Origin of the sequence: Actinoallomurus acaciae, from assembly GCF_042429965.1 — a bacterium.
GTDB classification, from domain to species: domain Bacteria; phylum Actinomycetota; class Actinomycetes; order Streptosporangiales; family Streptosporangiaceae; genus Actinoallomurus; species Actinoallomurus acaciae.
In genome coordinates, this window is the sequence record NZ_JBHLZP010000217.1 from 1 (window position 1) to 12,960 (window position 12,960).

The 12,960-nt window shown below is 70.4% G+C and carries 12 protein-coding genes and 1 pseudogene; 10 read left to right on the top strand and 3 right to left on the bottom strand.

Annotation, left to right across the window (positions count from 1 at the left end; translation table 11 throughout):
- Nucleotides 1–26: 26 nt before the first annotated feature.
- Nucleotides 27–110, top strand: coding sequence for a zinc-binding dehydrogenase (locus tag ACFFNX_RS26035; RefSeq protein ID WP_378207610.1), 84 nt, complete (start codon nucleotides 27–29; stop codon nucleotides 108–110).
- A 106-nt stretch (nucleotides 111–216) separates the two neighbouring features.
- Nucleotides 217–621 (top strand): PaaI family thioesterase, encoded by a 405-nt coding sequence (locus ACFFNX_RS26040; RefSeq protein ID WP_378207551.1) that lies wholly within the window; start codon nucleotides 217–219, stop codon nucleotides 619–621.
- A gap of 11 nt (nucleotides 622–632) precedes the next feature.
- Here the strand turns inward: ACFFNX_RS26040 and ACFFNX_RS26045 are convergent, their stop codons facing one another.
- Both ACFFNX_RS26045 and ACFFNX_RS26050 read right to left on the bottom strand, forming a co-directional pair.
- Nucleotides 633–1,832, bottom strand: coding sequence for a C39 family peptidase (locus tag ACFFNX_RS26045; protein WP_378207554.1), 1,200 nt, complete (start codon nucleotides 1,830–1,832; stop codon nucleotides 633–635).
- Between the two features lie 106 nt (nucleotides 1,833–1,938).
- Complete coding sequence (locus ACFFNX_RS26050) at nucleotides 1,939–3,249, bottom strand: C39 family peptidase (RefSeq protein ID WP_378207557.1); 1,311 nt, start codon at nucleotides 3,247–3,249, stop codon at nucleotides 1,939–1,941.
- Between the two features lie 167 nt (nucleotides 3,250–3,416).
- Here ACFFNX_RS26050 and ACFFNX_RS26055 point away from each other — a divergent pair, with 167 nt between their 5' ends.
- The gene (locus ACFFNX_RS26055; protein ID WP_378207560.1) at nucleotides 3,417–4,112 is read left to right on the top strand and encodes a DUF4191 domain-containing protein; all 696 of its coding nucleotides are present in this window, start codon (nucleotides 3,417–3,419) and stop codon (nucleotides 4,110–4,112) included.
- A gap of 4 nt (nucleotides 4,113–4,116) precedes the next feature.
- Here the strand turns inward: ACFFNX_RS26055 and ACFFNX_RS26060 are convergent, their stop codons facing one another.
- Nucleotides 4,117–4,581 (bottom strand): RDD family protein, encoded by a 465-nt coding sequence (locus ACFFNX_RS26060; RefSeq protein ID WP_378207563.1) that lies wholly within the window; start codon nucleotides 4,579–4,581, stop codon nucleotides 4,117–4,119.
- A gap of 134 nt (nucleotides 4,582–4,715) precedes the next feature.
- Between ACFFNX_RS26060 and glnA the strand changes: the two genes are divergently transcribed.
- The 7 genes and pseudogenes from glnA to ACFFNX_RS26095 form a co-directional block, all read left to right on the top strand.
- Complete coding sequence (gene glnA, locus ACFFNX_RS26065) at nucleotides 4,716–6,140, top strand: type I glutamate--ammonia ligase (protein ID WP_378207566.1); 1,425 nt, start codon at nucleotides 4,716–4,718, stop codon at nucleotides 6,138–6,140.
- A 168-nt stretch (nucleotides 6,141–6,308) separates the two neighbouring features.
- The gene (locus ACFFNX_RS26070; protein WP_378207569.1) at nucleotides 6,309–6,794 is read left to right on the top strand and encodes an HAD domain-containing protein; all 486 of its coding nucleotides are present in this window, start codon (nucleotides 6,309–6,311) and stop codon (nucleotides 6,792–6,794) included.
- Nucleotides 6,795–6,836: 42 nt separating this feature from the next.
- Nucleotides 6,837–7,247 carry an OsmC family protein gene (locus tag ACFFNX_RS26075; RefSeq protein WP_378207572.1) on the top strand — a complete coding sequence of 137 codons (411 nt, stop codon included), beginning with the start codon at nucleotides 6,837–6,839 and terminating at the stop codon, nucleotides 7,245–7,247.
- 79 nt (nucleotides 7,248–7,326) lie between these two features.
- A complete protein-coding gene (locus tag ACFFNX_RS26080; protein WP_378207575.1) occupies nucleotides 7,327–9,960 on the top strand; it encodes a glycoside hydrolase family 84 protein in 2,634 nt (877 codons plus the stop codon).
- A gap of 125 nt (nucleotides 9,961–10,085) precedes the next feature.
- On the top strand, nucleotides 10,086–10,910 hold the full coding sequence (locus ACFFNX_RS26085; protein WP_378207579.1) for a phosphatase PAP2 family protein: 825 nt from the start codon (nucleotides 10,086–10,088) through the stop codon (nucleotides 10,908–10,910).
- 13 nt (nucleotides 10,911–10,923) lie between these two features.
- Nucleotides 10,924–11,724, top strand: a complete 801-nt coding sequence (locus ACFFNX_RS26090) for a phosphatase PAP2 family protein (protein WP_378207583.1) — start codon at nucleotides 10,924–10,926, stop codon at nucleotides 11,722–11,724.
- A gap of 239 nt (nucleotides 11,725–11,963) precedes the next feature.
- Nucleotides 11,964–12,059 (top strand): annotated as a pseudogene (locus tag ACFFNX_RS26095) (protease); the annotation flags it as partial.
- Nucleotides 12,060–12,960: the final 901 nt, after the last annotated feature.

Sequence of the window (12,960 nt, forward strand, 5' to 3'; positions counted from 1 at the left end):
GCACGCTGCCGTGCCGCATCGCCGACGTGCTGCCGCTGGCCGACGCCGCCGAGGCACACCGCCGCCTGGAGGCCGGACGGGTCCGCGGCCGCCTCGTCCTCCGCCCCTGACACTCCGCGCCCCGCACGGACGCTCACAGCCACGGGGAGAGCATCGCGACCGTACGGCGGCCGACCAGGACTTCGGAATCGATCGTGTGGCGGGAATGATGGGCCCATGACGCTGAGCGCCGCCGACGGCAACGCCATCCTCAACGAGAACTTCGCCCCCTGGGTGCGCGAGCTCGGCCTCGTGGTCGAGGAGACCGGGGAGCTGATGGCCGTGCTGCGGCTGCCGTGGTCGACGCGGCTGGCGCGGCAGGGCGGGGCCATGTGCGGTCAGGCGCTCATGGCCGCGGCCGACACCGCCACCGTGATCGCGGTGTCCTCGGCGCGCGGGGAGTTCGTCCCGATGACGACCGTGCAGCAGTCGAGCACGTTCCAGCGTCCCGTCGTGGACGTCGACGTGCTCGTCACGGCGACGCTCACCAAGCTCGGCCGTACGCTGGCGTTCGCCGAGGTCGCCATGACCGCGGGCGGGAACGTCGCCGCGCACGCGACCACGGTCTACGCGCTCCTCTGAGAGGAGACACGTCACCAGTTCGGGTCGGTGCCGGGGATGTTCGGCGGGAGCGCGTGCCCCGGCGGGTACATGATGGAGGCGATGCCGCCGCTGGAGGAGCCGCGCAGCCAGACGTTCTCGAAGTCGGCGCGCGGGTAGACGCGGCGGACCTCGGCGTTCGAGGGCGAGTTCGGGTCATTGACGATCGGGTCGCCGCTCGGCGTGAAGCCGACGACGACGAACAGGTGGCCGTTGGTGCTGTAGTTCGAGCCCGGCAGTTCGTCGGCCTTGAACGACTGCGAGGTCACCACCGGAATGCCCGCCTTGATGAACCGCTCCAGCTCGGTCACCGACCGCAGCCGCGTGACGAAGCCGTTCAGCCCGAAGCGACCGGCGTACGCGGGGCCGAACGGCCAGTTGCCCGCCCCCCGATAGTTGTGGTCGTAGATGTTCCGCGCGGCATGGTCGACCTGCGGATCGGCGTACGACGGGTCCACCCAGGACATGTCCTGCCGCGAGGGTCCCGTGTTCCAGTAGGCCAGGACCATGGCCGTCGACGTCGGGGCGCACCACGCCTCGCCGCCGCCGTTGTACTCCGGGTACTGGCCCTTGTGGATCTCCTGGGAGTAGGGCGGGACGTCCAGTTCGATGCCCTCCGCGCCGCCCGGCGGGCTGACCGGCACGGTCTCGCGCTCGGGCACCAGGGAGGCCATCGCGCCCACCGAGCGCAGCACCGGCCGTACCTCGGTGCCCGGAAGGCGGTACAGCGTCACCCGGAGCCGGTAGGAGGTGAGGGAGCCGACGGCGACGAACGTGTCGATGTCGACGTCGCCGTCGGCGTCGCCCTGGCCCGGCACGGAGGCGCGGTGGATGTCGCCGCCCTCCCCCGGGTCGTCGGCCGCCCAGCGGCCCATGACGTACCACTTGGTGTCCGCGCCCGCCCCGGTGCGGCCGCGCATCTCCACCTGCAGCCAGCTCCCGTGCGGAGTGTCGGCCGTCCAGGACGCCACCAGCTGGCTCGCACCGAACCCGACCGACACCTCCGGCGACGTCCAGCGGGCGTAGTCCCACGCCTTGGTGCCGGCGCCGTACGGGTCGGCGTACGTCTCCCGCCCGACCGGGTGAGCGATCGTGAGCGCACCGGTACCCCGCACGCCCTCCGAGACGCCCGCCGCGAAGCCTTCGTCAGAGCTCCACTCGCGGTAGACGACGCTCGGCTGTGCCGCGGTCACCGGGCCGGTGGAGGACAGCAGGGCCGGAACACGGACACGCGGCCGCTCCCGAGGCGGGACGCCCGGTGCGTCGTGACCGCGGTCACGACGCACCGGGGGCCGGCCTTCACCAGTTCTTCTCCAAGCCGGGGACGTTCTTGGGAAGCCGGTGACCGGGCGGGTACATGATGTAGGCGATGCCGCCGCTGGACGAGCTGCGCAGCCAGACGTTCTCGAAGTTGGCGCGCGGGTAGACGTTGCGGACGACGGCGTCGGAGGACGAGGCCGGGTCGTTGATGATCGGGTCGCCCTTCTTGGTGAAGCCGACGACGACGAACAGGTGGCCGTTGGTGCTGTAGTTCGAGCCGGGCAGTTCGTCGGCCTTGAACGACTGCGAGGTCACCACCGGAATGCCCGCCTTGATGAACTGCTCCAGCTCGGTCACCGACCGCAGCCGCGTGATGAAGCCGTTCAGCCCGAAGCGGCCGGCGTACGCGGGGTTGAACGGCCAGTTGCCGGTGCCCTCGTAGTTGTAGTCGTAGGTGTGGCGCGCGGCGTAGTCGACCTGCGGGTCGGCGTACGACGGGTCCACCCAGGACATGTCCTTCTTGGAGGGTCCGCGCTTCCAGTAGCCCACCACCATCGAGGTGGACGTGGGACTGCACCAGGCCTCGCCGCCGCCGTCGTACTCCGGGTACTGGCCCTTGTGGATGTTCTGGGAGTACGTCGGGACCTTCAGCTCGATGCCCTCGGCGCCGCCCAGCGGGCTGACCGGCACGGTCGTGCGCTGGGCGACCAGTGAGGCCATCGCGCCGACCGAGCGGAGCACCGGCCGCACGTGCCTGCCGGGCGCGCGGTACAGGGTCACCCGCAGCTGGTAGGAGGTGAGGGAGTTCTTGGCGATGAAGGTGTCGATGTCGACGTTGCCGTTGGCGTCGGCCTGGCCGGGCACCGTCGTCCGGTTGATGTCGCCGCCTTCCTTGGGATCGTCGGAGGCCCAGCGGCCCATGACGTACCACTTGGTGTCCGCGCCCGCCCCGGTATGGCCGCGCATTTCCACCTGCAGCCAGCTCCCGTGCGGAGTGTCGGCCGTCCAGGACGCCACCAACTGGCTCGCACCGAACCCGACCGACACCTCCGGCGACGTCCAGCGAGCGTAGTCCCACGCCTTCGTGCCGGCGCCGTACGGGTCGGCGTACGTCTCCCGGCCGACCGGATGAGCGATCGTGAGCGCACCGGCGCCCGAGAGCCGTACGCCCTCGGAGGACCCCTTGGCGAAGTCGTGGGCGGACGTCCACTGGTGGTAGGCCACGAGCGAGCGCGCGGGGGCGTCGGCCGCCCCCGCGTGCGGCGCCGCGGCCGCGGTGGTGGTCGTGAGACCGACCAGAACGAGAAGAGAGACTCTTCGTGCCGAAGCACGAGCACGCGACCACACCATGGCGACTCCAAGGACGGCGACGATCTGATCCGGGACGGTAAGACCGCACCGGCGGCGTGTCAACGCTTTACAAGCCCAAGCGTTGCGTGGAAATTTGTTTACCGTCGCGGCCGATAACGGCGGCGTCGCTTTCGACTGCGGGCACGAACCCTCGTATCCTTCCCTCCATGGCAAAGAAGTCCCAGGACGGACAGGACGAAAGCCCCGGCCGCCTCAAGCAGATCCGCATGGTCGCCTCGCTGGTCCACCAGGCCAATCGCAAGGCCCTGCCGATGGTGTTCCTGGCGGCGATCGGGACTCTCGTGGTGTTCGTGGCCATCGGGCTGGTCCTGGGCCAGGCGCTGCTGCTGATCCCGCTCGGCGTGCTGGCCGCCCTCGCGGTCGGCATGATCGTCTTCGGTCAGCTGGCACAGCGTACGCAGTACTCCATGCTGGAGGGCAGGCCCGGCGCCGCCGCGTCGATCGTGGAGAACATGCGGGGCCGCTGGGTCGTGACCCCCGCCGTGCAGGCGAACCGCAACATGGACGTCGTGCACCGCGTGGTCGGCCACCCGGGCGTGATCCTGCTCGGCGAGGGCCCCGGATCACGGGTGGGCAAGCTCATCGGAGCGGAGAAGAAGCGCATCTCCCGCGCCGCCTCGGAGGTCCCGATCTATGACATCCAGGTCGGCAACGACGAGGGCCAGGTGCCGATCGGCAAGCTCCAGCGCCACCTCACCAAGCTGCCGCGCAACCTCAAGAAGGACGAGGTCAGCGAGCTGACCGACCGCCTCAACGCGCTGCCGCAGGCCATGCAGATGCCCAAGGGCCCGATCCCCAAGGGCGCCCGCATGCCGAAGGGCCCCAAGCCCCGCACGCGCTAGCAGGTCAGCGGACCACGACCACCGTGTTCGCCGCGCGGTCGTGCAGGCCGCGGTGGTCACGGTCCCACAGGACGGCGGGGATCAGGAGCACGAGCAGCACGGCGCGTTCGAAGGACCACAGGAGCCCGACGCGGCCGCCGTTCGGCACGGCCACGCGCAGCCCGGCGAGCCGCTTGCCGACGGTGGTGCCGAAGAAGCCGGTGAGCAGCCACGACAGCACGCCGAAGATCGCCAGGGTGACGAAGCTGCGCACCGTGGGGCTCCAGTGCAGGGCGGCCGACAGGATCTGCGCCACCAGCAGGGCCAGGAGCCAGTCGACGACCAGGGCCACGAGCCGGCGGCCGTACCCGGCCACCGAGCCGGGCCCTTGCTGCGGCAGGCCCATGCGCTCTCCCGGGTAGCCGAGATCGGCGCCCGCCGCGCGGGCGCCCGAGAGCCAGGTTCCGGCCGAACGCCGAGGTTCGCTCATGGTCTCAAAGCTATCCGCCGCCGGCGATCACCCGGTGCCGGGGGCCATGTAACACGTGCGAAACACATGGGACACGGCCTGGAAACGGCCCGTGCATAGCGTGATAGCGCCCTGAAAGCACCCTAGGAGGTCGGATGTTCAGCAGTGCCAGCGAGGTCCTGAAATACATCAAGGACGAAGGGGTTCAGTTCGTCGATGTCAGGTTCACCGACCTGCCGGGCACGACGCAGCACTTCACGTTCCCGGTGAACAACTTCGGTGACAGCGCCTTCACCGACGGCCTGATGTTCGACGGGTCCTCCATCCGTGGTTTTCAGGAGATCCACGAGTCGGACATGCTGTTGCTGCCGGACCCCACGACGGCTGTGATCGACCCGTTCCGCCAGCACAAGACCCTGAACCTCACGTTCTTCGTGCACGACCCGCTGACCGGCGAGGCGTACACCCGTGACCCCCGCAACGTCGCCCGCAAGGCCGAGGACTACCTGCGCGGCACGGGCATCGCGGACACCGCGTTCTTCGGGCCCGAGGCGGAGTTCTACATCTTCGACGACGTGCGCTTCGAGACGAGCCAGCACGAGTCCTTTTACCACATCGACTCGGTTGAGGGCGCCTGGAACACCGGCCGCAAGGAAGAGGGCGGCAACCTCGGCTACAAGCCGCGGTACAAGGGCGGTTACTTCCCGGTGCCGCCGATGGACCACTTCACCGACCTGCGCTCGGAGATGGTCCGGCAGCTGAACGAGTCCGGGATCACCGTCGAGATGCAGCACCACGAGGTGGGCACGGCCGGCCAGGCCGAGATCGACTTCAAGTTCGACACGCTGCTGAAGACCGCCGACAACCTGATGCTCTACAAGTACATCGTCAAGAGCGTGGCGCGGCAGGCGGGCAAGACGGTCACGTTCATGCCGAAGCCGATCTTCGGTGACAACGGCTCCGGCATGCACTGCCACCAGTCGCTGTGGAAGGACGGCTCGCCGCTCTTCTACGACGAGGTCGGCTACGCCGGGCTGTCGGACCTCGCCCGTTACTACATCGGCGGCCTGCTCAAGCACTCCGCCTCGCTGCTGGCCTTCACCAACCCCACGGTGAACTCCTACCACCGCCTGGTGCCGGGCTATGAGGCCCCGGTCAACCTGGTGTACTCCCAGCGCAACCGCTCGGCGTGCGTCCGCATCCCGATCACCGGCTCGAACCCCAAGGCCAAGCGCCTGGAGTTCCGCGTTCCGGACCCGTCCTGCAACCCGTACCTCGCCTTCCCGGCGATGCTCATGGCGGGCCTCGACGGCATCAAGAACAAGATCGAGCCCCCGGAGCCGGTGGACAAGGACCTGTACGAGCTGCCGCCGGAGGAGGCCCGCAGCGTCCCGCAGGTGCCGGGCTCGCTGGAGGCGGTCCTGAACGCGCTCGAGGCCGACCACGACTACCTCCTCGAGGGCGGCGTGTTCACGCCGGACCTGATCGAGACGTGGGTCGCCTACAAGCGCGAGAACGAGCTGGACCCGATCCGCCTCCGCCCGCACCCGCACGAGTTCGAGCTCTACTACGACGTGTGATCCGGAAGGCCGACGCCTTCCTCCGACACGTGACCGGCCCGGTCCGCCATCGAGGCGGACCGGGCCGTTCGTCTTCGCCCCCGCTGTCGTGGGGTGATGTCGGGCCGCTTACGGACGATCACTGATTCGCACTAGGCGCGGGACACGAGCTGACATAGCGTCCCAGGCATGGACACGCCGCTGGTGTTGCTCGACGTGGACGGTGTTCTCAACCCCCTGCAGCGTTCGCCCGGCTACCAGCGTTATCGGGCCACGCCGAACGGCGTCACCTTCCGGCTGTTGCTCAACCCCCGCCACGGACCGATGCTGACCACGCTCGCCGAGGAGACCGGCGCGGAACTCGTCTGGGCCAGCTACTGGACCGACGCGGCCAACGAGTGGATCTCGCCGCGGGTCGGGCTGCCCGCGCTGCGCGCCATCCCGATCCCTCCGCGCGACCCCGTCTACTCCTACGGGGGCTGGAAGGCACGGCACGTCGCCGAGTGGATCGGCGAGCGGCCGTTCGTATGGTTGGAGGACGAACCGGATGTTCCGGACGCTCTCGCGAGCGGACCGACGCTCGGCCCGCATCTGATCGTGGGAGTGGACCCGCAGGAGGGCCTGACCGAGGCCCACGTGGAGCGGGCGCGCGGCTGGCTGGAACAACTCCGGTAGCACGCGCGTTACGGGGACCGTCCGACGACAAGGGGGATGATCATGGCTTCGGTCCGGGTCGAGCGCACCGACGACGGCGGCTTCGTCGCCACCAACGCCCGCGGCGCGCGGGTCGCCATCGGGGGGTCGGGAGACGACGGCGTCTTCACGCCGGTCGAGCTGCTTCTCGCCGCGCTGGGCGGCTGCGAGATCGTCACGGTCGAGCCGCTGACGGCCGAACGCGGCCACCGGCTCGTACGCCTCGCGGCCACCGTCGAGGCCGAGAAGGTCGCGCCGACCCGGCTGGGCGCCGTCACCGTCACCTACGACGTCGAGCTCCCCGACGGCGACGAGGACGCCGCACGGGTGTTCACCGACGTCGCGCACCGGGTGCACGAGAACCACTGCACGGTCGGCCGGGCCCTGCGGGAGACCACCCCGACGGAGCAGATCCTGCCCGATCTCGCCCGTTAGTGAGGAAATCCGCGCTTGACGACCACTTCCGCGCATTATTGGCTGTTTGCGGTTGCCGTGATTCGCGAGGAGTTCGCTCGTGCGCAGGCTCTGGGTCCCCGTCGCCGCCCTGGTGGCCACGGCCGCCGTGGCCGTGCCCCCGCACGGCACGACCCCGCCGGCGCGGGCGTCGGTCCGTGAGACGGTCTGGCCCACGCCCCAGCGGATCAGCGACCGGCGCGACGGCTTCCACCTGCCCCGTACGGTCGGGCTCGTCACCGCGGCCGACACCGACGCGCCCGCGCTGCGGACCGTACGCGCGGCGCTGCGGAAGGCCGGCGCCACCGACATCCGGCAGTCGGCGGCCGACCCGCGCACCGAAGTGACCGTCTGGCTCTCCGGCGGCGCCCCCGTGCTGAAGGGGCTCGGTGTCGCCGACCACACCGGACTGGGGCCCGAGGGCTACGTGCTGGCCGCGGGACGCCACGGCGGACGCGACCACATCGTCCTCGACGGCGCCGACGGGGCGGGTGCCTTCTACGCGGCGCAGACCTTCGGGCAGCTGGTGCGCGGGCACTGGATGCCGGGCGTCGCCGTACGCGACCGGCCCGCGATGCGTTACCGCGGCTCGATCGAGGGCTTCTACGGCACTCCGTGGTCCCACGAAGACCGGCTGGCCCACCTGGACTACCTCGGCGCGCACAAGATGAACACCTACGAGTACGCGCCGAAGAACGACCCGTACCACCGCGAACGCTGGCGCGATCCGTACCCGGCCGACGAGCTCGCCCGGCTCGGCGCGCTGGTGAGCCGGGCCCGCGACGACCATGTGGAGTTCACCTTCGCCCTCTCCCCCGGCCTGTCGATCTGCTATTCCTCCCAGGCGGACGTGGACGCGCTGATCGCCAAGCTCGAGGCCGTGTACGACCTGGGCGGACGGGCGTTCAACGTGCCGTTCGACGACATCGACTACGGCGTCTGGCACTGCGCGGCCGACAAGGATGAGTTCGGCGACGGCGCGGCCGGAGCGGGCGCGGCGCAGGCGTACGTGCTGAACAAGGTGCAGGCGTGGGCGCGCGCCAAGGGCGACGTGCACCCGCTGCAGATGGTGCCGACCGAGTACTCCAGTGTGACCGACTCGCCGTACAAGCAGGCCCTGCGCGACAGGCTGGACCCGGACGTGATCGTGCACTGGACCGGCGTCGGCGTCGTCCCGGCGACGATCACGGTCGACCAGGCGGAGCAGGCCGGGAGGGTGTTCGGCCACCCGATCCTGGTCTGGGACAACTACCCGGTCAACGACTACATCGCCGGACGGCTGCCGCTGGCCGCCTACACGGGCCGCGAGAGCGGCCTCTCCCGCTCGATCACCGGGATCATCTCCAACCCCTCCAACCAGGCCGCGGTGAGCGACGTCGCGCTGTTCTCCTTCGCCGACTTCGGCTGGCACGACGCGACGTACGACGCCGGGCGCGACTGGGCGGCGGCCCTGGCCGAGCGTGCCGGCGGCGACCCGGAGACGACGGCCGCGCTGCGCGCCTTCGCGGACGTGTCGACCTACGACGGCCGGCTGCACACGACCCAGGCGCCCGCGCTCGCCGCCGCCGTGAGCGCCTTCTGGCGGCGCTGGGACGCCGGGGACCACCGAGGCTCCGTCCACGACCTGCGGGCGCGCGTACGGGCTCTCGCGGCCGCTCCGGCCCGGATCCGGGCCGGCGTCATCGACCCCGCCTTCGCCGACGAGGCCAAGGCGTGGCTCGACGCCACCGAACTGTGGGCGCGGGCGATGGACGCCGCCCTCGACATGATCACCCACCCGCTCGCGCCGGGATGGGCCGACCGACGGCGCGTCGACGCCCTGGTGGACCGGGCGAACGCCATCCGCGACACCCGCGAGCCGCACAACGGTACGGCGCCCAGGATCGGTGACGGGGTGATCGACCGGTTCGTCACGACCGCGAAGGCGATGTTCGACCGCGCGGCCGGCGTGCACGCCGTACGGCCGGCCGGGATCACCTCCCTCACCGCGTACCAGGACAACGCGCCCGCCCGGATGACCGACGGCGACACCGGCACGTACTTCTGGAGCAACGCCGCGCCGGGCGTCGGCGACTGGGTGGGCGTCGACTTCGGCGAGCCTCGGCCGATCGGCGACGTCGGCGTCCTCATGGGCAGGTCCGGCAGCCCGGACGACTACATCCACGCCGGCACGCTGGAGTACTCCACCGACGGCGAGTCCTGGACGCCGCTGGCCGACGGGACCACACCCGAGGTCCACGCCACGGCGCCGGCCGGGACGACCGCCCGGTACGTGCGTTACCGGGGCACGGCGGCGGGCGATGGGCACTGGTGCGTGGTGCGGGAGTTCCAGGTGAGCGTCCCCGGCCAGATCACCTACACCGTCACGGGCGGCCCGGCCGGTGACCTGGCCGCCGCGGCCGACGGGTCGCTGGACACCGCCTACACCGCCTCGGCGGCCCCGGCGGCGGGCGACGCGCTCGTCGTGACGCCCTCGGCGGCGCGGCGTCCGGCACGCGTCCGGGTGCTGGGTGCGGCGGGTACCGCGGCGGTGGAGATCAGGACTGGCGCGACCTGGCGTCACATCGGTATCTTCCGTAATGGCTTCGCCGACCTGCCCGTCGGCGGCGATTCGGTCGACGCGGTACGCCTGACCTGGGAGTCCGGCTCCCCGGCCCCCTCGATCAGCGAGGTCGTGCCGGTACCGGCCGAATGATCCGCCGGAGGAGATCCGGGCGACCGTATCCACCCTGAGGACTAGGGCGTGTACTCATATGGGCCGAGTCGCAGACCATTCCTGGAGGTGATCACAAAGGCCGGATTTTCCTCCAGGATCGAGACATGGCCCAGCTCGCCCCACCCTGTCGCCCGGCGCCGCGCGACATCGACCTGAGAGGATCATGGTCGCCCCGCCTCTGGCGGGAGATCGCCCTGGTCGCCGTCTTCTACGGCGCGTACACCCTCGTACGCCTGCTGATCCCCCACGACGAGTCCGCGGCCTACGTCCACGCGGGGCAGGTCATGCGCCTGGAGCACGCGCTGGGGCCGAACGTCGAACTGACGCTCAACCACGCGCTGCTGCGCGTGCCCCTGCTGGCCAAGGCCGCCAACATCTTCTACGCGACCGCCCACTTCCTGGTCACGCTCACGGTGCTGGTGTGGCTGTACCGCCGACGGCCGCGGCAGTACCGGTGGCTGCGCACGTCGCTGCTGCTGGCGACCGCGATCGCCCTCATCGGGTTCTGGGTCTACCCGCTGGCGCCGCCGCGTTTCCTGGGCGGCGCGGGGTTCGTGGACCCGGTGACCGCGTTCCACAGCTTCGGGCTGTACTCCTCGCCCCAGGCGGGCTCGCTCACGAACCAGTTCGCGGCCATGCCCTCGATGCACGCGGGCTGGGCGCTCTGGTGCGCGGTGGCGGTGATCGTGAGCACCCGCCGGCCGCTGATCAGGGCACTGGCGGCGCTTTACCCGATCGTCACCATCACCGTGATCTTCTCGACCGCCAACCATTACCTGCTGGACGCCGTGGCAGGGATCACCGTGATGGTGTTCGCCCTGTTCGCAGGCCTTATCATCCATCTGCGGGAGAACCGGTCACGGCCAGCGAAGGATCACGAAGTGACAAACAAGACAACTATTGCCGATAGTCCTGGCGGCCGGATCTGACACCATGGGGATCATGTCGAGTTCGGCCGTAGCGCCAGTCGCCACGGGCGACGCGACTGAGATACCGGAGGACACGCCGGCCGGGGGACGACCGCGCGTCTGGCGCGAGATACTGCTCATCGCGCTCTGTTACACGGCGTACTCCATCGTGCGCAACCTGGTGCCGACGACGCACACGGAGGCGCTGCGGCTCGGCGGGCAGATCCTGAGCCTCGAGCACCTCATGCACATCGGCTTCGAACTCCCGCTCAACCACCTGTTCGTGCGCGAGCACTGGATCGGCGTCGTCGCCAACTACTACTACTCGACACTGCACTTCATCGTGACGCCGGGCATCCTCGTGTGGCTGTACATCCGCCACCAGGACCGCTATGTGTTCTACCGGCGCCTGATCTTCGCGACGACGGTACTCGCGCTGGTCGGGTTCTACCTGTTGCCCCTGGCACCGCCGCGGATGCTGCCGGGGTACGTCGACACGGTGCTGGTCTGGCACACCCACGGCCTGTACGCCTCCGGCGCCTCACCGGTCGGCTCGGTGTCGAACCAGTACGCGGCGATGCCGTCACTGCACACGGGCTGGTCGCTGTGGTGCGCGATCGCCGTCTCGGACGTGCTCCGCCGCCCCTGGGCCAAGGTCCTGCCGTTCCTGTACCCGCTCGCGACGGTGATCGTCATCCTGGGCACGGCGAACCACTACTTCCTGGACGCGGTCGGCGGCGCGGTGACACTGGGCTGCGGCTACCTGGCCACCCGCGGCGTCCGCCGGGCCATCCCACACCTGGGCCCGGTCGCGCGCGTCTTCTCCACCGAGTAGCGGCCCGGCCTTCCCCGCACCACCACGAGGCCCCGACGCACGGCCCCGGCACCTCCCCGCACCACCGTGGGAACTCGGCGTACGAGCCCGTCACCTTTCCCTTACCACCACGAGGTCCCGAAGCCGTCGCCTCCCCGCACCACCGTGGGAATCGGCGTACGGACCCGTCACCTCCTGCACCACAAGAGCCCGACCCACGGACCCGTCATCTCCCCCGCACCACCACGAACTCCCGGCCGGTCGAGGCCGGCGTCGTACGCGGCCGGACCCTCACGTCCTGGCCGAGCCTGCGGACCGACCTCCGCAACGCCGGCGGCACCTGGGTCAACGAAGAGGCGCGGATCACACGGCCCCAGCACCTCCCCGCATCACCACGGGAACTCGGCGTACGAGCCCGTCACCTCCTGCACCACAACTGCGACGTACAGACCTGTCACTTCCCCACACCACCACGAGAACCCGGCGCACGGCCCCGCCAGCTCCCCACACCACCACGAGAACCGGCGCACGAAGCCCTCACCTCGTGCACCACAAAAGTCCGACGCACGGATCCGTCACCTTCCCCACACCACCACGAGAACCCGGCGCGCGAAATCCTCACCTCCCCCCACCACCGCGAAAGCCCGGCGTCCAAACCCGCTTGCGATCTTCGCCTTCGACGAGTTCCCCCGCCCGATCGACGTAGCCGGCGAGGCGTGCGGCCCCGGCCGCTCTGCGCCCGCCTTCCCGCCGTCCCGCCGTCCCGCCGTCCCGCCGTCCCGCCGTCCCGCCGTCCCGCCGTCCCGCCGTCCCACCAGGGACGCTGCCGCAGCGGAAGGTGCCGGCGGCTCTGCCCCCGCCCGACCGGCGCCCTGCTCGACGAGCATGCGGAGCCTCTCGTGGATCTCGGAACCGACCACCATGTATTCGAGCGCCGCTCGCGTGAGCGCCGGGATCACGCCCTCCCCGGCGTCGGTGAGACTCGGACTCGGCACGTCCGGGGAGTGCCCTCCCCCCGGAGGCGGTGATCGCCCCGAGACTGCGAGACCGTCTCAGCGCGGCGGGAAGGGCCCGAGCGAATCCAGCCACGCTGACCGACACCTCGCCAAATACGGACCAGACACCCGAGACGAACCCGCCCACACCCACCAACTCCCCACCACGCACGGGCCCAAGACCCGAACCCGCCCACACCCCACCACGCACGGATCCGACACCGGACACGAATCCACCCACGCCCACCAACACCCCTCACGC

Excerpts from the sequence above, each read along its gene's own strand:
- glnA (WP_378207566.1), top strand. The coding sequence starts at position 4,716 with ATGTTCAGCAGTGCCAGCGAGGTCCTGAAATACATCAAGGACGAAGGG.
- ACFFNX_RS26070 (WP_378207569.1), top strand. The coding sequence starts at position 6,309 with ATGGACACGCCGCTGGTGTTGCTCGACGTGGACGGTGTTCTCAACCCC.
- ACFFNX_RS26050 (WP_378207557.1), bottom strand. The coding sequence starts at position 3,249 with ATGGTGTGGTCGCGTGCTCGTGCTTCGGCACGAAGAGTCTCTCTTCTC.
- ACFFNX_RS26040 (WP_378207551.1), top strand. The coding sequence starts at position 217 with ATGACGCTGAGCGCCGCCGACGGCAACGCCATCCTCAACGAGAACTTC.
- ACFFNX_RS26090 (WP_378207583.1), top strand. The coding sequence starts at position 10,924 with ATGTCGAGTTCGGCCGTAGCGCCAGTCGCCACGGGCGACGCGACTGAG.
- ACFFNX_RS26075 (WP_378207572.1), top strand. The coding sequence starts at position 6,837 with ATGGCTTCGGTCCGGGTCGAGCGCACCGACGACGGCGGCTTCGTCGCC.
- ACFFNX_RS26060 (WP_378207563.1), bottom strand. The coding sequence starts at position 4,581 with ATGAGCGAACCTCGGCGTTCGGCCGGAACCTGGCTCTCGGGCGCCCGC.
- ACFFNX_RS26055 (WP_378207560.1), top strand. The coding sequence starts at position 3,417 with ATGGCAAAGAAGTCCCAGGACGGACAGGACGAAAGCCCCGGCCGCCTC.
- ACFFNX_RS26085 (WP_378207579.1), top strand. The coding sequence starts at position 10,086 with ATGGCCCAGCTCGCCCCACCCTGTCGCCCGGCGCCGCGCGACATCGAC.